This window comes from Stenotrophomonas sp. GZD-301 (assembly GCF_049310345.1).
Taxonomy (GTDB): Bacteria; Pseudomonadota; Gammaproteobacteria; order Xanthomonadales; family Xanthomonadaceae; genus Stenotrophomonas.
Map to the genome: position 1 here is coordinate 5,088 of NZ_JBMOWY010000060.1, position 21,374 is coordinate 26,461.

At 67.8% G+C, this 21,374-nt stretch carries 5 protein-coding genes (1 of these 5 only partly in view); all 5 read right to left on the reverse strand.

The window, feature by feature from the left end; genetic code table 11:
• Tightly spaced (each overlapping or abutting the next), the 5 genes in view from ACO6VK_RS16165 to ACO6VK_RS16185 form a layout consistent with a single transcriptional unit that may run on beyond the window.
• On the reverse strand, positions 1-816 hold the full coding sequence (locus ACO6VK_RS16165; RefSeq protein WP_422508879.1) for an alpha/beta fold hydrolase: 816 nt from the start codon (positions 814-816) through the stop codon (positions 1-3).
• Entirely contained in the window at positions 813-5,570 is a 4,758-nt protein-coding gene (locus ACO6VK_RS16170; protein ID WP_422508881.1) for a condensation domain-containing protein, read from the reverse strand. The genes ACO6VK_RS16165 and ACO6VK_RS16170 overlap by 4 nt, the downstream gene beginning before the upstream one ends.
• Positions 5,567-13,177 carry an amino acid adenylation domain-containing protein gene (locus ACO6VK_RS16175; RefSeq protein WP_422508883.1) on the reverse strand — a complete coding sequence of 2,537 codons (7,611 nt, stop codon included), beginning with the start codon at positions 13,175-13,177 and terminating at the stop codon, positions 5,567-5,569. Before ACO6VK_RS16175 ends, ACO6VK_RS16170 begins: the two co-directional genes overlap by 4 nt.
• Positions 13,174-20,949 (reverse strand): amino acid adenylation domain-containing protein, encoded by a 7,776-nt coding sequence (locus ACO6VK_RS16180; RefSeq protein ID WP_422508885.1) that lies wholly within the window; start codon positions 20,947-20,949, stop codon positions 13,174-13,176. Before ACO6VK_RS16180 ends, ACO6VK_RS16175 begins: the two co-directional genes overlap by 4 nt.
• Positions 20,949-21,374, reverse strand: partial view of an amino acid adenylation domain-containing protein gene (locus ACO6VK_RS16185; RefSeq protein WP_422508887.1) — the 3' end only. The gene runs 7,719 nt beyond the window's last position; 426 of the gene's 8,145 nt are visible here — the last part of the coding sequence; the start codon falls outside the window, past its right edge; the stop codon is at positions 20,949-20,951. The genes ACO6VK_RS16180 and ACO6VK_RS16185 overlap by 1 nt, the downstream gene beginning before the upstream one ends.

A 21,374-nucleotide genomic window follows, 5' to 3' on the forward strand; every position in this document is an offset into this window, starting at 1 on the left:
TCAGGCATCTCCAGGGGTGGCAAACGTGCCCGGTGCGAGCCATTCCGCGCATTGCCGGGCCAATACCGCCACATGCGGTGCGTCCATCATCGAGTAGTGGTTGCCCGTGCACTGACGACGTTCGAATCGCTCGCGGGCGAGCGACCGCCAGCCGCGGTCAGACAGGTCCATTCCGGCGCCGATGTAGTGCACGGCACGCACGGTCGTCGTCATCCGATGCGCTGCAAGCGCTTCGGCATTGGCAGCGAGCACCGAGTGCAGGGCGGCGAGTGCCTCGGGGTCGCTCTCCAGCGCCGCAGCGTTGCGCTCCATTTCCTGCAAGGCGGCTCGGTGATCTTCATCCTCATCAGGCGCCGAGGTGCTTTCGGCATGGACAAAGCCGCCGTCCGCAGCGCATGGCGTGCCGTCGATCACCAGCAGCAGCGACGGCGGCTCGGACAGCGCTTCCGCGCGCGCCGTCATCAGGGTGGCTACCACGCCCCCGAGCGACCACCCCCCCAACCGGTACGGCCGACCGCGCTGAATGCTGCGGATGGCGTCCAGGTATCGCTCGGCAAGATCGTCCAGCGCGTGCCGCCGCGATTCGCCGTTCAGGCCCGGGTGACGAAGGGCATACACCGGGTACGTCGGTTCCAGCGCCTGCACCAGCGGGAGATAGCAACCCACCCCTCCCCCTACCGGGTGCACCAGAAACAGCGGAACGCCCTGGTCGCCGCCGCCCAGGCGCACCACGACATCGGTCCTGTACGTTTCTGCCGCGCCCATCCGCGCAGGACCGCCGTGCAACGTGGCAATGCTTTCTGCGCTGATTCTCATGCGCGTTCTCCACTGCCGGCGGCCGCGTCGCGGCGCACACGCGCCCGGTGCGCCTCCAGAAGAAGTCGTGAGCTGGTCATGATGTCTTCGCCATACGTCTCGTCGCGGTCCAGCGCTGCGCAGAACGCCGACAGTTTCGGGAAAAGCAGGAGCGTGGCCATATCGATATCGCACTCGTAGATGCGCTCCAGCTCTGCCACCACGCGCATGGCGGCGATCGAATCACCCCCGACGGCGTTGAACTCGTCGTTGCGCTGCACGTCGTCCACGCCCAGGACCCGCTTCCAGACCGAGACGACCACATGCTCGGTGGCCGATTGCGGCGCGCCGCCACGATCAACAGGGGCAGCCGCGACGGGAGGATTGCCGCCGTTGCCGGTGCGCCCCTCAGCAACGCGTGCAGCGTCACGATAGGCAACGTATCCGGACGGTGGCTCCGGCAAGGCGCCTTGCGGATCGTCGGCAATGGACGCGATGCAGTACTCGAACAGCGCGGCAATCCGACGCCCGTGCTCGCGTTCCTGCGGCGGCACGCCCAGGAAGCCGTAGATGCGCTTGTCACCTGCATCGGTCCAGAAATTGACGGCGTAGCTGAGACTGTTGACCGCCACGCCGGTGCGTGCCGTCATCTGCAGGGGAAGCGATTCGCCCAATGCGTCGTAGTTGTGGAAGTGCAGGTAATTGAACAGCACCTTCGGGCGCGCGACCTCCCCGGTTGCGGCAATCACCGCACTGAGCGGGAAACGTCGGTACGGCGCCAGTTCGGCCTCACTGCGCGCGGTGGTTGCGACCAGCGATCGCCAATGGCGGTGCCGATCCGTGCGGACGCGCAGCGGCAGGGTATTGAGGAACAAGCCGAGCGCCTGGGTACCCCCGGCCAGCTCCGGCCGACCATTGAAAGGCACACCGGTGATGACGTCGGTTGAACCGGTCACCAGGGCCATTACGTGGCAGTGCACCGCCAGCAGTACCGCCTTGACCGACACCTTGAGGGACACGGCCAGCGACTGAAGCTGGGCCGACCGCTCCGGCCCTATCTGCAGCTCGATTGCCCCGGCGTCATTCTCCGTCACGGCGTCCTGCAGTACCGGAATGTCGCGACAGTGCACGTCCTGCAGATACGCCTGCCAGAAGCCCCGCTGCGTCACGCTGGCCTCGGCCGCCCGTTCCAGGGCGATGAACTCGCGGTAGCGGAGGCGCGGTGCAACCGCAGGACGCTCCTGGCCCGCGCGGCACTGGGCATACAACGACAACGTGTCCACCGTGATCTGGGCTTCGCTCCAACCGTCCAGCAGTGCATGGTGGAAGCTGTAGGACATCACAGAACGCGTCGCGGAGAAGCGATGGATCGCGCAACGGATCGGCGCGTGACGCTCCATGTCGAAGCCTCGGGCCAGGTCCTCCCGCGCCCATGCCTCGATACACGCCTGCATCCGGGTGTCGTCGCTTTCTGCGACGTCGATGAGCTCCACCGGCACCGACCGTTCGCGGCGGACAACCTGCAGCGGCTCGCTGTAACCGGTGATGTGGAACGTGGATCGGCAGGTATCCGCCTGGGCAAGGACGCTCTGCAGGCAATCGCGCAACAGAGGTGCATTCGCGTTGCCGTCAAGCCATACGTGGATGACATCGAAGTACAGGCGCTGCGAGGCGTCACGCGAGTGGTAGAACATGCCGGCCTGCAGCCGGCTCATCGGGTATGCGGCGTCGGCATCGGCCGGCAGTCGCGCGCGGTCCGCGCTGGCGACCAGGTCGAACGGCCCGATGTCCTCATTGCGCGCCACGCCGTGGTGGCAGTGTGCAGCCAGCTCGGCCAGGGTCTGGTGGGCGAACAGGTCTTCCACGGCAAACTGCACCTCGCGCTTTGCCGCACGCGACTGCGCGACCAGGCAGAGCATGGAATCCCCCCCCAGCTCGAAGAAGTTGTCGTCGCGGCGGACCACGCCCCCCAGGGTCTCCTGCCATACCTCCAGCAGGATCGCCTCGATGCGTTCCAGCGCCGGATCGGTTCCATTCTCCGTCTGCAGTACCTGGAACGCAGCTGGCTCGATGCCCATGTCCGCTCCCCGCACCGGGGCGGCAGTCACCAGGAACCGCGACGGCAGCGCCTTGGCAGGCACGCGCGACGCGAGATGCTCCCGCAGTGCCGCGGCGCTGTAGGTATGGCGCCCATCCAGCACCAGCGATGCGGAGATGACGCAACGCCCAGGGTCATCTTCGCGCTGCGCACGCGCGGCCACGACACCTTCGAGCGCAAGCAGCTCACGCTCGACCTCGCCCAGATCGAAGACCACCCCCTGATGCTCCACACGCAGGTGTTCATGTCCCAGCAGACGCAGACCACCGTCCGGATCATGGCTCGCCCACGCACCGGTCCGCAGCAGCCGCGCCCCTGCGCGGGTGGCATACGGATCGGGGATGAAGCGCTCGGCCGTGCGACGCGCATCGCCCGCGTAGCCCCATGCCACGGCCACGCCCCCCAGCAGCAGCTCACCCGGCATGCCCGTATCGACCGGGCCGGCATGTGGGTCCAGCACCACGGCGGATGCCGTGTCGAACCGACTGGATGTTCCGCTGCGCACGTGGCAGATGCTGCCATCGACGATCCGCTCGGGCATACGCAGCAGATACCTGTAGTCCACATTGCCCTCAGCATGCAGGCGACGTGGGGCGTCGAGATCGCCCAGTCCGAGGCGATGCAGCACCTGGCCTGCGCCCTCGTCGCTGCGCAGGGGAATACCGTCCACCTGCACCTGTGGCGTGCCGACATCGGCGCTCAGGCACTGCGCCAGCTGGACCATCACCCGGTCAAAGATCGGCAGATGGGGGTCCGAGCCCCAGCCGGCCAGGTTGGCCAGCTGGCCGGTCACCGACAGTCCGGCCAGGACCGCCTCGGCTGGAAACACGATCTGCACCGGCGCGGCACCGCCGGGACCCACCTCCACACGGACCAGGCGCGACAGCGGCATCTGCGACATGGGGGTGTCGTCGCCGGCATCGGTCAGGCGCTCTACATCAAGCACCGTCGGCACCACGCCCTGCAGCGCCGCGTGCCAGGCGCCATCGGTGACGATGATCTGCACCCCCAGCTGTTCGGCATGGGCGGGGCCCCCATCCAGGACTGTCTCCGGGTCCAGCACCACGCAGCACGCGCCCCGATGCAGCAGTGCCAGCAGCAGCAACGACTGGGCCTCACAGGGTTGGCCGGCCAACCCGACCCGCGAATGGCAGCCGATGCCGGCCGCCGCAAGGATGCGGATCAGCGAGGCCAACCGCTGTCGTCCTTCCACGCTTGCCGGTTGCGCCGGCCATTCCAATTCAGGCGAGGGGGCTGCCTGCAGGTCGGGCGTTGCCTGGAGACCCAGGTCGGCAAGCAGGGTCAGCGGGGCGCTGATCGCTGCCTCCAGCAGCCGCACATACGCGTCGGCGAAGTGCGCCACCGTCTCGGTACTGAATGCCTGTGTACGGTATTCGATGTTGATTGCCAGTTGGCGGCGCCTGGACAGCACGGTCAGCAGCAGGTCGTACCGCGCCTCATGCAGTTCGCAGTGATAGGGCTCGAAGACCAACCCGCCGGACTGGAACCCCAGGCCGGTACCGCTGCTTTCGGTCTGATAGGCAAACATCGCCTGGGTGAACGGCTGTTGGCTGCCGCGTGCGCCTTCAAGTGCGCGGGTAACGGCATGGAACGGTACGGTCTGGTGCTCGCGGGCCAGCCGGAACTGGGCGTCCATGCTGCGCAGCAGGCCGCTGAAGCTCTGCCACGGCTCGCGCCGGTGGCGCAGCAGCACGGTATTGACGAAATAGCCGATCACTTTCTCCAGATCGAGCTGATCGCGTGCCGACGTCGGCGTACCCACGCACAGGTCGTCCTGCAGGCAGAAGCGCGACAGCACTTCGACGTAGGCCGACACCATCACCACGAACACGGTGGTGCGGTGCGCCGCGGCGAAGGCATGCACCTTGGCCGACAGCGCCTCGGGAAGCTCGCACAGGTGGTTGCCAACGGCGTGGGCGGCGGTGCCCTGGCAGGGTGGCATGCCCGTCCAGTGCAGCCGCGAGCGCGCGCCCCGAAGAAGGCCTTGCCAATGTTCAAGCCCTTTCTGCCGGCTTGCCCGGCCGGCGTCACTGGCCTGCCACAGGGCAAAGTCCAGATGCCGCGGCGCCACCGAAGGCGGGGGCAGCGGAGCACCGCGCAACAGCTGCGCGTAGCGCGTCTGCAGTTCTTCCTGAAACAGCCCGATCGACCAGCCATCGAAGACCATGTGGTGGGTGATCACGATCAGATAGCTTGAAACGGCATCCGCCTGCAGCAGGTGCAGCCGGTACGGAAGCTCCGTGCGGATATCCAGCGGCGCATTGACCAGCGCGTCGATGCGCGCGTCCAGGGCGCCCGCATCCACCGTTTCGACCTGCAGACGCACGCCATCCAGCGGTTGCGGCACCTGCCAGGCTACATCGCCCTCAACGACGACCCGGCAGCGCAGCGCTTCATGCCGCTCGGCGATGCCTACCAGCGCCTGCTCCAGCATGAGGCCGTCCACCGTACCTCCGGATATCTTCAGCACCAGCGGCACGTTGGCATGACGGGCACCGCCACCATTGAGGGCCAGCCACAAGCTCTGCTGATACTCCGACAGCGGCGCGCGACCCGCGTCACTCACCCGTGCAATGGTCGATGCCGACGCCAGCAGTCCTTCTTCGGCCAGCAGGCGCGCAACGGCATCCTGGTCTTCGCTGGTAATGCGGATCATCCCTTGGCCTCCAACAGGTCCCGGTCCGCCCCGTCGCGGACGGCAGCACCTGCCGGCGGCGCTGCCTGGCGCTCGCTGGACAACCGCACCAGCAGTTCGGCCGCACGCATCGCGCGTCGTCCGTTATCCGGATCGTCACGCAGCGCTGCCGCAAACTCGGCGATGGTGGGATTGGCATACATCAGGCCCACCGGTGCCGATACCGCCAGGGCCCTCTCCACCCGCGCGGTGATCTGCATCGCCTGGATAGAATCGCCACTCACCTGGAAGAAGTCGGTGTGGCGGCCCATATCCACGCCGAGCACCTCCGACCACAGCGACGCCAGCACGGTTTCCAGGTCACCGTCGGGGGCTTCGTGCTCACGTGCAGACCGACCACCCCCTACCACGAGCAACGCGGCTTCATCGAGTTGCCCTGTGGCATCCAGCGGCAGGCAGTCCAGAGCCTGGTAGTGGTCCGGCACCTGCTGCGGCGGCAGGGTCTGCGCGGCGTGGCGACGCAGCTCCTGCCAATCCGGTGCGATGCCCGCCGTTGCCGGCACCACGAAGGCGACGAGGTGCTCGTGATCCGGGCCGGTCACCTTGCGGACCACGACATCGCCCACCTGGGCATGCACGGCGAGATGGTGTTCGATTTCGGCCGGCACAATGGCGAAGTTCCGGTGTCTGGTGCACTGAACGCCCGCCCCCAGCCATTCCAGGGAGCCATCGGGCAGCAGACGCGCCAGCACACCACTGCGATATCCCCGGTTGTGATCACCGCCGACGATACGCGCGTCGTACAGCAACACCTCGCCAATCACGCCAGGCGGGACCGCATGGCCATGCGCGTCGACGATCTGCAGTTCCGTCTCCATTGCCATGTTTCCGGCGTTCCCCGCATCCGCGAGGTCAAGCAGGGTCTGCAGGGCCACGACGGGTATCGCGGACGTCGGTCCGGCAGCCAGCGCGATCCGCACCACGGCTCCCGCCGCGCCCGCCGGCTGCGGTACCGTTTCCGCACCGGTCCCCAGAGTGCCCAGCAGGGCCAGGAGGTGCTGTGCAGGATCGGCGATGTCCAGCTCGACCCGGCTACCTGGCCCCACCCCACGCTGGCGCAGCGCAGCTGCCACCGTGGCGATCCGCTCACCCAAGTCGCGGTGGCGGAGGCGCGCGTTGCCGAGCCGCAGCGCAGGCACCGCGCCGATCTTGTCTGCGGCAGTGGCCAGCGCAGTGGACAGCGGCACGGGGCGCACCGCCGGCCCGGGAAGTTCGCCCCAGGAGCTCGGCCGTGCGGCCTCGCCGTCGGCATCGAGGGTATCGAGTACCCGGGCGTAGATCCGCGCGACGCTTTGAGCGACGCGTGCGGTGTAGCGGTCGGCGAGGAACGACAGCGCGCCTCCGACGGACTGGCCCTGTGGGTCAACCTGGAAGTTCACGCACAGCGGCAGGCTGGTTTCGGCGATGCCACCACGCTGATCCAGATCCAAGCGCGGTTGCCCGGTGGCGAGCCGCTCATAGACATGGAACTTGGTGAAGTTGAACAGCACATCGAACGGCAGGCGAGCGCTTGCCGACTGGGTCAGCGAGGCCACCGGGAAGCGCCGATGGCGTTCCACCGCCTGCTCGTGCGCGAACGTCATCCGGATCGCGTCGGCCCAGCGCTCGCCTGCGACGTGCTGGGTGAACGGCAATGCATTGAGGAACACGCCCAGCACCGCGTCGCCATCGGCATGGTCGAGACGTCCGTGCGCGATCAGCCCGGAGGTCACCGTGTTCTGCCCGGTAGCGATCGCCATCGCGGTGGCATGCACCGCCAGCAGCACGGTGCGCAGCGGAACCTGCAGCCGCGCGGCCAACGCGAACAAGCGCGTGGCGGTATGCGCGGGGATCGCGATCTCCGCGTGCAGAATGGTCTTTCCGGCAAACAGCCCGTTGGGCTCCCCGGCCTGTTCCAGATGGAGGTAAGGCGCAATCACGGCCGGCGCACTGCGTGCAAGTTCACCCTGCCAGAACGCGCGTGCGTCTTCGTCTGCCAGGGCGCGCAGTTCGGCGTCGATGTAATCTCGGTAGAGGCTTTTCAACGGTTCCAGCGTGGTAGAGCTAGGCCCGCCGTGATAGAGGCTCAACAGCTCCGTGACCAGGCTGGCCTCGCTCCAGCCATCCAGCAGCGCATGGTGAAAGCTCAATCCCAGCGCAAATCCGCGCTCGCCCAACACACAGACGTAATAGCGGATCCACTGCGGATCATCGCCACGGAAACCCCGCACATGCTCCTGATCGACCCATGCATCGATCACGGCCGCCTGCGCGTCAGGCGCCAGATCACTGGCGTCTTCGATCTCCAGCTCAGGTTCGAGGTCACGATAGACGCACTGCAACGGCAGCTCGTACTCGGCAACGCTGAAGCGGGTGCGCAGTGCCGGATGGCGCGCGACCACCGCACGCAGTGCCGCCACGAAACGCTCGCGGTCGAACGTCTCGCCAACGGTGTACCGGATGACATCGTGATAGGTGGGTGACTGCGCGGCATACGCATTGTGGAACAGCATGCCCGCTTGCATGTGACTGAGCGGATACGCGTCCTCAACCCCGTCGGGCAACCGTGCGCGCACGTCGTCATCCACCAGCGCGAACGGCGCGGTGAGGCGCGCAGGCGTGTGGATGGCGGGAGCACGGGGTGTCGTCACCTCTGCCAGCCTGGCCACGGTCTGCCGCTCGAACAGTGCCTCCAGGGCGAACTGAAAACCCTGCTGCTGTGCCTGGGCCTTGATCTGGATGCTGAGGATCGAGTCACCGCCCAACGTGAAGAAGTTCTCGTGCCGGCCCACCTGCTCGACCTCCAGCACCTGCGCCCAGATCCGCGCCAGCGCCTGTTCCACTTCGCCCTGCGGTTCTTCGTGCTGCGCATCCGATGCCGCAGCCCCCGGTACCGGCAGCGCCGCCTTGTCGATCTTGCCGTTGGCCGTCAGTGGCAGCCGGTCAAGCCCCACGTACAGTGCCGGCACCATGTACTCGGGCAACCAGTCGCCGAGATAGCGCTGCAGCTCCCCCGCGGCCGGCACGGCATGACCCGGCCGCGCGACGAGGTAGGCCACCAGCCGCTTGCCGTCGCCCGCGCTGTGCACCTGCACGCTCACCGCGCCCAGCTGCGGATGGCCGGCCAGTGCACGCTCCACTTCCCCCAGTTCGATGCGGAAGCCACGTACCTTTACCTGCGCATCCTCGCGCCCCAGGTACTCCAGCGTGCCGTCGGTGCGGTAGCGCACCCGGTCGCCGGTGGCGTACAGCCGTGCTCCGGCTTTGCCGCCGAAGGGATCCGGTACGAACCGCTGCGCGGTGGGCGCCGCATGGCCCACATAGCCCATGCCCACGCCGCTGCCGCCCACGAACAGCTCGCCCACCGTGCCCGGCGGCACCAGTTGGCCATACGCGTCGAGCACGTATGCAGTGCGCCCGGCCACGCCGCGCCCGATCGGCACACTGCCCTGCCCGTTCCATCCGTTCAAGGCCAGGCAGCAGCTGAACGTGGTCGCCTCGGTCGGGCCATAGCCGTTCACCAGCGTGCCGCTGAACGGCAGCGCCAGGTACCGCTGCACATGCGCCGGCGACAGCGCATCGCCGCCCGCCAGCAGGTAACGCAGCCCCTTCAACCCCTGCGGGTGCTCGTCGACCATCAGCTGGAACAGCGCCGCCGTCAGCCACAGCACGGTCACGCCGTTGGCCTCGATCAGCCGACCCAGCTCGCTCAGCGAGACCCGCCCTTCCGGCGCCATCACCAGCCGCCCGCCATTGAGCAGCGCACCCCAGATCTCGAACGTGGAGGCATCGAACGATACCGGCGCCAACTGCAGCAGCACATCGTCCTGCCCCAGCGTCACGTAGTCCTGGCCGCTGACCAGATCGACGATGCCGCCATCGCTGACCAGCACGCCCTTCGGCCGACCGGTCGAGCCGGAGGTGAACATCACATAGGCCGCGCTGCGGCCGCTGCGCCCGGCCCACTCGTAACGCTCACCGCCGGCAATGGCCGTCTCCAGACGGGACCACGGCACGACCGGCGCCAGCGCCCACTCCGGCGCCTGGTCGCTCACTAGCCAGGCGACCTGGGCATCGGCCTGCATCGCGCGCAGGCGCTCGTCCGGATAGCTCGCATCCAGCGGCACATACGTGCCACCGGTACGCACGATGCCCAGCAGCGTTGCCACCAGCCAACGCGAGCGGGCAAGGCTGACGCCCACGCGCATGCCCGGCCGCACCCCGCTGCCGTGCAGCGCCGCAGCAATCGCCGCGCTGGCCGCCTCCAACTGCGCATAGCTCAAGGTGCCGTCGGCGTCCTGCACGGCGATGGCATCGGGCACCGCCCGCGCGGTCTGTGCGAAGCCACCACTCAGACTGTTGTCGCCCTCGCCAGGCGTCCCGGCCCAGACCAGCAGCTGCTGGCGGTCACCGTCCGGCAGGAAGTCCACGCCATCGTTGCATGCCGATGGATCGGCCAACAGGTGATCCAGTACGTCGGCATAGATGGCGGCAATGCGTTCGATCTGCACCGGCGAGAACACCGCGCGATCCGCCTCCAGGACCAGCCGCAGCGTCTCCGTTCCGGGCAGCTGCATCGCCTGCAGGATCAACGGGTAGCTGGAATGCTCGAAGCCGCCCCCGCGATCCACGATTGCAGCGGATTCACTGCCGTACTCATCGCCATAGACATGGAAATGGGTGAAGTTGAACAGCGTGTCGAACAACGTGCCGCCCTCATGCAGACGCATGATGTCCGACAGTGGCAGCCGCCGGTGGGGCCATAGCGCCTGCTCCTGGTCAAAGGCTGCCCGGATCAGGTGCGTCCAGTCCCGACCGGCCGTTGACAGCCGCAGCGGCACACTGTTGAGGAACAGCCCCAATACTGCATCGCCACCGTCCTGTTCGGGACGGCCATTGGTGACCAGGCCGCTCACGACTTCGTGCTTTCCGGTGAGTACGGCAATGGCTTTCAGATGTACCGCCAGCAGCACGCTCTTCAGCGGCACCTCCAGCTCGCGTGCCAGCACCTTCAACCGCGCCGAGGCAGCTGCGTCCACCGGCACGTCGACGCGGGCAACCACCTCGGTGTCGCCGCGCGGCTCGAACGGGCGGGTCCGCTCGAAGAGCACCGGCCGTACCTCGATCAGGGCCGTCGCCCAGAACAACCTGTCTGCGGACTCGTCTGCGCGCGCCTGCTGCTCCAGCGCGATGAAGTCGGCGTAACTGCACGCCTGCGCTGCTGCCTGCACCGCGTTGCCGCCCAACGTCTGTCGGTACAGATCGATGAACTCACGGGTCAGTCGCGCTGCGCTCCAGCCGTCGAGGACGGCATGGTGGCAGCTGTAGATGAGGTTGAAGACCCCATCGTCCAGCCGCTGCACACAGACCCGGAACAGCGGCTCGTCCATCCAGTCGCCAAAGCCGCGTGCATGTTCCTGCTCCACCCACGCCTGCAGCGCGCCCGCTACCTGGCTGGCATCAAGCTGGCGTGAATCGCAGACGTCCAGTGGTACCCGGCCCTGACGGCGAACCACCTGTATCGGCTGCTGCGGGCGGGAGAGGTCGAAGCCCGTCCGCAGGATTTCGTGCCGCTGGCCCAGCGCCTCCCATACCGACGCGAGGTGCTGCCCGTCGAACGGCAAGCGCAGCGTATGCACCTCGATGTTGTGGTACACCGCGTCATCGGCACCCAGGCTGCTGTGATACAGCATACCCATCTGCGTTCCACTGACCGGGTAGGCATCCTCGTAGCGGTCGCGCAGGCTATCGGCCAGCGCAGGGTCGACCAGGGCAAACGGCGCACGTCGCGGTGCGCTGCCGTCCGCCGCCTCCCGGCGGGCAAGCTGGGCAAGCAGGCGCACCGTCTGCGTACGCAGCAGGTCGGCCAGGCTGAACACGATGCCCACGTCCTGCGCCTTGGACTTGATCTGGATGCTGCGGATCGAGTCGCCCCCAAGCGCGTAGTAGTTGTCATCGATGCCGACTTCTTCGACCTCGAGCACGTCCGCCCACACCGCCAACAGGCTCCGCTCCATCTCGTTCTGCGCCGCTACCGCGCCGAACCGGCGCGGTAGCGGGGTGGTCTCCACCGCCAGCAGCGCACGGCGGTCGCGCTTGCCGTTGACGTCAAGCGGCAGCGCAGCCACGGCGGCGTAGCGCGCCGGCACCATATAGGCCGGCAACAGGGCGGCGAGATGCTCGCGCAGCGCCTCAAGCTCGGGCAGCGCATTGCCTGCAGGGCGCACGAACGCCATCAACTGGGTACCACTGTCTTCCTGGCATGGCACCACCACCGCTTCAGCGAGCAATGGATGCCGCGCCAAGGCGACCTCGATCTCTCCAATTTCGATGCGGTAACCGCGCACCTTGACCTGGTTGTCGCCCCGCCCCAGGTTGCGCAGTTCACCGCGTGCGTCGATGTAGCCCAGGTCGCCGCTGCGATAGAGACGCCCACCTGGTGTGGCGGAGAACGGATCGGGCACGAAGCGCTCGGCCGTCAGCGCCGGGCGCCTGAGGTAGCCCCGCGCAACCCCGCCGCCGGCGACATGGATTTCGCCCACGGTACCTGCAGGGACGGGATGAAGCATCTCATCAAGCACGTACGTCCTCAGGTGCGCCAGCGGCACGCCTATCGGCGTACCGCGCGCACCGCCGGCAGCGGTGTCCGCCCGCGTCAGGGGGCGATAGGTGACGTGCACCGTGGTTTCGGTGATGCCGTACATGTTGACCAGCAACGGCTGCTCATCGCCAAAGCGCGCGAACCAGCGGTCGAGGTCGTGCAGATCCACCGCTTCACCGCCGAATACCACCACGCTCAAGGCGGGCAACGGCGACGCCGCGTCGGACACGATGCAGCGGTGCAGCTCGGCAAACGCCGACGGCGTCTGGTTGAGCACGGTGACCGCCTCGGTCCGCAGCAGCTGCAGGAAGTCCTGCGGCGAACGTGCCACTGCATTGGACACCATCACCAGGGTGCCGCCAAACGCCAGTGCTCCCCATATCTCCCAGACCGAGAAGTCGAACGCATAGGAGTGGAACTGGCTCCAGACATCGTCCGGACCGAACTCGAACCACGCGTTGGCGGCGGCCAGCAGCGTGGTCACATTCGCGTGCGAGACCGGGGTTCCCTTCGGCATGCCGGTGGAGCCGGAGGTGTACAGCACATATGCCAGACCATGATCGCCGATGCGTCCGCTGCCGGCTTCGGTGCCGCCGGTGGCCGCCTCTGTGGACAGCGCCCCAACGTCCAGTACCGTGGCGGACGCCGACGCCTGCGCATCCGCGCTGTCGGCATCGACGATCACGAAGCGGACCTGGCTGTCGTCCTGCATGCGTTGCAGGCGGTCGCCGGGATAGATCGGATCGAGCGCCACATAGCCGGCACCGGCTTTCATCACACCGACCATTGTGGCGATCAACGCCGCCGACCGCTGCATGCACAGGCCCACCGCCTCATCCGCCTGGACCCCGCGCGCCCGCAGGGCGGCGGCGATCGCGTTGGCCTGCGCGTCCAGCTGCGCGTAGCTGATCCGTTCGCTGCCGTCGACAATCGCGATGGCCTCGGGACGCAACCGTACCTGCTCTTCAAACAGTCGTTCGAGTCTCACTGGGATAGTTCCGTGCTGTTGTCCATGACCGACGGTTGCGGCGTGGTGCCGCGGCGACGTTTCCTGAAGCCCTCCGGCAGCGTGGCCGGATCCAGCGGTGCGCCTGCGGTTCCCTCCACCGCTCCCCCCCACCCCGCGTGTTGCGCATCCGGATCCGCGGCGATGGCCGCCAGTGCCTGTGCGTACAGCGCGGCCAGGGTGTCCTGGCGTGTTGAAGGAACCTTCGCGCCATCGAAGATCAGGACGCATCGCAGGCGGTTCTCGCCAGGACGCATCATGAATTCGGCCACGCACGCAAAATGGGTGGCGGCGAAGCCGCGCCGGTCGCGGATCGGGGCCTCCTCACCGCTGTACATCTGCTCGCCCACGTGGAACCGGGTGAAGTTGAAGGCCGTATCGAACGGCATGCCCCCACACGCCTTGACGATCTCGCCCAGCGGGAACCGGCGGTGCGGCAGCGTCTCGCGCTCGCGCTGGAACACGTCGCGGATCAGATCGCGCCAGCATCCTCCCCCGAGGCGCGTACGCATCGGCACAGTGTTGATGAACAGTCCCAGCGTGCGCTCCCCCCCGTCCTGCTCGGGACGTCCATTGACCGTGACGCCGGAGATCACATCGCTGCGTCCAAGGACCGCCCCCAGCACCTTGAGGTGCGCGGCCAACAGCACCGACTTCAGCGGCACCCCCAGCGCCACGGCCAGGGCGTTGAGCCGCGTTTCCACATCGTCGTCCACCGCGATCTCACGTTCGATACGCGACGTGGCCATGTGGCCGCGCGGGCCGCCATCCGCCGGCTGCAGGGATGCGTCGGTGTACCCGGCCAGCAGCGCCTGCCAGTATCGCCGACTGTCGTCGCTGGCAAGGGCTGCGGTTTCCAGCGCGATGAACTCGCGGTACGCCAAGGGCGGGCCGTCGGGACGTGCCGCCTGCCCCGCCAGCGCGTGCCGGTAGCCGGTGAGCAACTGCTTGACCAGCAGCGTTTCGCTCCACCCGTCCAGAATCGCATGGTGGAAGGTCACGCACAGGTGGAAGCGCGGTACGCCCGGCAGCGGTATGACATGGATGCGGCAGAGTGGGGCCGTGCCCCAGTCGAACGCGGTCAGCGTTTCGCGGGTGATCAATGCATCCAGATCGCTGCCGGCCGTTCCGGCCCCTGTGGCGGCAGGCAGCACCGTCAGCGGAATGCGCGCGCCCTTCCACACCAGCTGCAGCGGATCGGTGCCGTGCGACATCGAGAACGAGGTGCGCAGGACCGGGTGCTGCACGGCCAGTTCGTCGACCACCTGCTGCATGGCAGACGCATTCCAGGCAAGAGCCACCTCGTAGCAGACGACATCCTGGTAGACGATGGCGTCCTGGCTGGCGTCGCTGTGGTACAGCAGCGCCATCTGCATGCGCGAGGCGGGATAGGCATCTTCCACATCGGCAGGCAGCCGCTCGCGCACGCGCGTGTCGATCAATGCGAACGGCGCGATGCGCGGCGACGGAGCCTGCACCTCGCCCGTAGCGTGCGCGACCACCTCGGCCAGCTTGGCCACCGTCTGCAGTTCGAAGAGCGCTTCCAGTGCGAACTCCAGGCCCTGCTGCTGCGCCTGCGCCTTGATCTGGATGCTCAGGATCGAGTCGCCGCCCAGCTCAAAGAAGTTGTCGTGCCGGCCCACCTGCTCGACCTCCAGCACCTGCGCCCAGATCTGCGCCAGTGCCTGTTCGACCTCGCCCTGCGGCGCTTCGTGCTGCGCATCCGATGCCGCAGCCCCCGGTACCGGCAGCGCCGCCTTGTCGATCTTGCCGTTGGCCGTCAGCGGCAGCCGCTCCAGCCCCACGTACAGCGCCGGCACCATGTACTCGGGCAACCAGTCGCCCAGGTATCGCTGCAGCTCCCCTGTCGCCGGCACGGTTTGGCCGGGACGGGCAACGACATACGCCACCAGCCGCTTGCCGTCGCCCGCGCTGTGCACCTGCACGCTCACTGCGCCCAGCTGCGGATGGCTGGCCAGCGCACGCTCCACCTCGCCCAGCTCGATGCGGTAGCCACGCACCTTCACCTGCGCATCGTCGCGGCCCAGGTACTCCAGCGTGCCGTCGGTGCGGTAGCGCACCCGGTCGCCGGTGGCGTACAGACGGGCACCGGCCTTGCCGCCGAAGGCATCCGGTACGAACCGCTGCGCGGTGAGCGCCGCATGGCCCACATAGCCCATGCCCACGCCACTGCCGCCCACGAACAGCTCGCCCACCGTACCCGGCGGCACGAGTTGCCCGGTGCCATCCAGAACGTACGCCGTGCGCCCGGCCACGCCACGCCCGATCGGCACGCTGCCCTGCCCGCTCCAGCCGTTCAAGGCCTGGCAGCAGCTGAAGGTGGTCGCCTCGGTCGGACCATAGCCGTTCACCAGCGTGCCGCTGAACGGCAGCGCAAGGTACCGCTGCACATGCGCCGGCGACAGCGCATCGCCGCCCGCCAGCAGGTAACGCAGCCCCTTCAACCCCTGCGGATGCTCGTCGACCATCAGCTGGAACAGCGCCGCCGTCAGCCACAGCACGGTCACGCCGTTGGTCTCGATCAGCCGACCCAGCTCGCTCAGCGAGACCCGCCCTTCCGGCGCCATCACCAGCCGCCCACCGTTGAGCAGCGCACCCCAGATCTCAAAGGTGGACGCATCGAAGGACACCGGCGCCAGCTGCAGCAGCACGTCATCTTGGCCCAGCGTCACGTAGTCCTGGCCGCTGACCAGATCGACGATGCCGCCATCGCTGACCAGCACGCCCTTCGGCCGACCGGTCGAGCCGGAGGTGAACATCACATAGGCCGCGCTGCGGCCGCTGCGCCCGGCCCAGTCGTAACGCTCGCCGCCGGCAATCGCCGTTTCCAGGTGTGACCAGGGCAGTACCGGCGCCTGCGCCCATTCCGGTTCGTCATTGCTCACCAGCCAGGCGACCTGGGCATCGGCCTGCATCGCGCGCAGGCGTTCACCCGGATAACCGGCATCCAACGGTACATAGGTGGCACCTGCCCGCACGATGCCCAGCAGCGTCGCCACCAACCAGCGCGAACGGGCCAGGCTGACACCCACGCGCATGCCCGGCTGCACCCCGTTGCGATGCAGCGCCGCGGCAATCGCCGCGCTGGCCGCCTCCAGCTGCGCATAGCTCAGCGTGCCGTCGGAATCCTGCACGGCGATGGCGTCGGGCGCCGCCTGCGCGGTCCGTGCGAAGCGGCCGCCCAGGCTGTCGTCGCCGTCGCCCGGCGTGCCGGCCCAGGCCAGCAGCTGCTGGCGATCCTGCCCGGAGACACTGTCCAGCGCATCGCACGACGCCAGCGGATCGGTCAGCAGGCTGCACAGCGCCTGCTGGTAGATCCGCGCGTACAGGGCAGCGACCTCCGGTGGCGTCCTCGCAGCGTTGGTCTCCAGCGTGAACTGGGGTGTATGGCTGTCGGCACGCCAACCGCATTGCGCGATCAGATCGAAGTGCGCGTGCTCGAAGCCACCACCGCCGATCAGGGTCACGTCCTCAGTACTGTCGATCGCGCTTTCCAGCACATGGAAGTGGGTGTAGTTGAGCGCGGTGTTGAACAACTGGCCGCCTTCCACCCAGCGCTTCATCAACGGCATGGGGTAGCGGCGGTGCGCCCACAGCCCCTGTTCGTGGGCGGCGATCCGACCCACGCGCTCGCGCCAGCTTTCGCTGCCGGCGTGCAGGCGGAACGGCACCGTGTTGAGAAACAGCCCGGCCAGGCGCTCGGCGTCCGCATATTCCGGCCGGCCATTGGTGACAAGACCGGTGGTCACATCGCGCAGGCCGGTGATGACCGACAAGGCCTTGAGATGGATCGCCAGCAGCATGCTCTTGAACGGGACCTGCCAGCGCTTGGCCAGATCCTGCAGCTGCCTGCTTTGTGCCTGGTCGATCCGCACCGGTGTACGCTGGGTGGCACCGGACGCGCTTCCCGGTCCCGCAGGCAGCAACGAGGGACTGAAATCGCGCAGCTGCGCCTCCCACCAGCCACGATGCGCATCGCTCTCGACCGCCTGCATCTCGAGCGCGACGTAGTCGCGGTACGCCCCGGTGACGTCCCACTCGATCGAACGTGCCTTGCCCAGCGCGGCATAGTCCTCGACGAACTGGGTGGTGAGTGTCGCCAGGCTCCAGCCGTCCAGGATCGCGTGGTGGAAACTCAGGCCGACGTCGAACGTACGCGGTCCAAGCGTGAAGACATCCGCCCGGACCACCGGCGCATGCCGCACATCGATACCCGCGTGCTTCTCCCGCTCCATCCAGCGTTGCAGCTCGGCGTCCTGCTGCCAGGCTTCCAGATGTGCCAGATCGTGAAATGCCAGCGGTATCTCGGCCTGCGCATGCACCACCTGCAACGGCGGTGCGAAGCTGAGATCGAACGCGGTGCGCAGCACGGCGTGGCGGCGTGCCAGCTGACGCAGCACCGCAGCGATGCGGGGCGGGTCCACGTCGGCGCGAATGCGGAAGTGGAAAATATCGTGATAGGCCGAATTGGCCCGATCGAGATCGCTGTGGAACAGCATGCCCGCCTGCATGTGGCTGAGCGGATAGGCATCCTCGGCCGTGGCCGGCAGCCGCGCCCGTACCGCCGCATCGATCAGTCCGAACGCAACGGTGCGCTGCGATGATGCGCCCGAAGCCGGACCGCCGCGGGTTGCCACCTCGGCCAGCTTGGCTACGGTCTGGAGCTCGAACAGCGCTTCCAGTGCGAACTCCAGGCCGTCCTGCTGTGCCTGCGCCTTGATCTGGATGCTCAGGATCGAGTCACCGCCCAGCTCAAAGAAGTTGTCGTGCCGGCCCACCTGCTCGACTTCCAGCACCTCCGCCCAGATCCGTGCCAGCGCCTGTTCGACCTCACCCTGCGGCGGCTCATGACTGCTACTGGCCACGGCAGCACCGGGTACCGGCAGCGCCGCCTTGTCGATCTTGCCGTTGGCCGTCAGCGGCAGCCGGTCAAGCCCTACGTACAGCGCCGGCACCATGTACTCGGGCAACCGCTCGCCCAGGAATCGCTGCAGCTCACCCGTGCCAGGCACTGTGTGGCCCGGCCGCGCGACGACATAGGCCACCAGCCGTTTGCCGTCGCCGGCCGTGTGCACCTGCACGCTCACCGCACCCAGCTGCGGATGGTTCGCCAGTGCGCGTTCCACCTCCCCCAGCTCGATACGGTAGCCACGCACCTTTACCTGCGCATCGTCACGCCCGAGGTACTCCAGCGTGCCGTCGATGCCGTAGCGCACCCGGTCGCCCGTGGCGTACAGACGGCCGCCGGGGACAGGACCATACGGGTCGGGAACGAAGCGCTCCGCTGTCGCACCGGGCTGGCCGACATAGCCCATTCCCACGCCGCTGCCGCCTACGAACAGCTCGCCCACCGTGCCCGGCGGCACGAGCTGCCCGGTGCCATCCAGAACGTACGCCGTGCGCCCGGCCACGCCGCGCCCGATCGGCACGCTGCCCTGCCCGTTCCAGCCGTTCAAGGCCAGGCAGCAGCTGAACGTGGTCGCCTCGGTCGGACCATAGCCGTTCACCAGCGTGCCGCTGAACGGCAGCGCGAGGTACCGCTGCACATGCGCCGGCGACAGCGCATCGCCGCCCGCCAGCAGGTAACGCAGCCCCTTCAACCCCTGCGGATGCTCATCGACCATCAGTTGGAACAGCGCCGCTGTCAGCCACAGCACGGTCACGCCGTTGGCCTCGATCAGCCGACCCAGCTCGCTCAGCGAAACCCGCCCTTCCGGCGCCATCACCAGCCGCCCACCGTTGAGCAGCGCACCCCAGATCTCAAAGGTGGACGCATCGAAGGACACCGGCGCCAGCTGCAGCAGCACGTCGTCCCGCCTCAGGGTCACGTAGTCCTGGCCGCTGACCAGATCGACGATGCCGCCATCGCTGACCAGCACGCCCTTCGGCCGACCGGTCGAGCCAGAGGTGAACATCACATAGGCCGCGCTGCGGCCGCTGCGCCCGGCCCACTCGTAGCGTTCACCGCCGGCAATGGCCGTCTCCAGACTGGACCACGGCAGTACCGGCGCCTGCGCCCATTCCGGTTCGTCATTGCTCACCAGCCAGGCGACCTGGGCATCGGCCTGCATCGCGCGCAGGCGCTCGTCCGGATAGCTCGCATCCAGCGGCACATACGTGCCACCGGCACGCACGATACCCAGCAGGGTCGCCACCAGCCAGCGCGAGCGGGCCAGGCTGACGCCCACGCACATGCCCGGCCGCACCCCGCTGCCGTGCAGCGCCGCAGCAATCGCCGCGCTGGCCGCCTCCAGCTGCGCATAGCTCAGCGCGCCCTCGGCATCCTCCACGGCCACCGCATCCGGGGTCTGGCTTACCGCCTCCCTGAACCGGCCAACCAGATTCTCCGTGCCGGCACCGTGGGTCCCGGCCCAGGCCAGCAGTTGCCTGCGGTCGGCCACCGGCACGAAGTCTCCGGCATCGCAAGGCCGCTGCGGATCGTCGAGCAGGCGGTCCAGCGCATCGGCATGGATGGCCACCATGCGCTCGATCTGCGTCGGTGAAAACACGGCGCGATCGGCTTCCACATACAGATACACGGCAGAACCATCGGCCTCCTGGCCCGCCTGCACCACCAGCGGGTAATTGGAATGTTCGAAGCCACCGCGCTCGAGGATGACGCCCCCCTCATCCCCGACCAGCCCACCGTAGTTGTGGAAGTGGGTGTAGTTGAACAGCGTCTCGAACAGGGTGCGTCCGCCCTGGAGGCGCATGATCTCCGACAGCGGCAGCCGACGATGCGGCCACATTGCCTGCTCCTGCGCGAAGGTCGCTCCGATCAGGGCCTCCCAGCTCAATCCACGCGTGCGCAGCGTCAACGGCACGCTGTTGAGGAACAACCCCAGCACGGTATCGCCGCCGGCCTGTTCCGGCCGGCCGTTGGTCACCACGCCGCTCATCACCTCGTCCTGCCCGCAGATCGCCCCCAGCGCTTTGAGGTGCAGGGCCAGCAGCACGTGTTTCACCGAGACCCGAAGTCGCTTGGCCAGTGCACGGATCGCCGCCGACCGTGGCCCGTCCAGGGGCAATGCACGGCGCTCCACGCCGAGATGGCCGGTGCCGGCAGTGCGCGGCGGGTCTGCGGGTGTCGCGCCTTCCAGGACGCTGCGCCAGTAGTCCGCCGCCGCTGGCTGTTGCAGGGCATCCTGCTCCAGCTTGATGTAGTCCCGATACCGCGATGCGGGGACGTTGCAGGGCGCGGCAACGTCGTGCAGCCGCGCGGTGTAGGCGTCGATGAAGGCGGAGAGCAGCAGCCCGAGACTCCAGCCATCGAGCAGCGCGTGGTGGAAACTGAAGACCAGCTCCCAGCGCTGCTCTCCCAATACGTGCGCATGCACGCGCAACGGTGTGGCCGCTTCCAGATCGAACCCGTGCCGCTTCTCCGTGTCCAGCCACTCTTCGCGATACGCGTCCTGGGCGGCCTCGGAGAAGCGGGTCAAGTCGCGGTGGGTGATCGACATCCGCCCGCCGGACATCACGACCTGCAATGGACGCGACGCGTTCTTCAGGCGAAAGCGTGTGCGCAGGATGGGATGGGCCGTCACCAGATCATCGAAGGCCGCAGTGAGCGCGGCGAGGTCGAATCCCAGGCGAAGCTGGAACGTCACGATGTCGTGGTAGACCGCGCTTTCGGCATGCATCTCGTTGTGGAAGAGCATTCCGGCCTGTGCATGGCCCAGCGGATAGGCATCTTCGATCCGGAGGCGATCGGCAACGCGCTGTGTCTCGGTCATCACACGCTCTCCTGGTCAAGTGCAGCCAGTTCCTGCGGCGACAACATGTCGAAGGCCTCCACCTTGGGCGCGGCCACCGCCTTGCCGCCCTGGGTGACCACCTCGGCCAGCCTGGCCACCGTCTGCCGTTCGAAGAGCGCTTCCAGTGCGAACTCCATGCCCTGCTGCTGCGCCTGCGCCTTGATCTGGATGCTCAGGATCGAGTCGCCGCCCAGCTCAAAGAAGTTGTCGTGCCGGCCCACCTGCTCGACCTCCAGCACCTGCGCCCAGATCTGCGCCAGTGCCTGTTCGACCTCGCCCTGCGGCGCTTCGTGCTGCGCATCCGATGCCGCAGCCCCCGGTACCGGCAGCGCCGCCTTGTCGATCTTGCCGTTGGCCGTCAGCGGCAGCCGCTCCAGCCCCACGTACAGCGCCGGCACCATGTA

Excerpts from the sequence above, each read along its gene's own strand:
- ACO6VK_RS16165 (WP_422508879.1), bottom strand. The coding sequence starts at position 816 with ATGAGAATCAGCGCAGAAAGCATTGCCACGTTGCACGGCGGTCCTGCG.
- ACO6VK_RS16170 (WP_422508881.1), bottom strand. The coding sequence starts at position 5,570 with ATGATCCGCATTACCAGCGAAGACCAGGATGCCGTTGCGCGCCTGCTG.
- ACO6VK_RS16180 (WP_422508885.1), bottom strand. The coding sequence starts at position 20,949 with ATGACCGAGACACAGCGCGTTGCCGATCGCCTCCGGATCGAAGATGCC.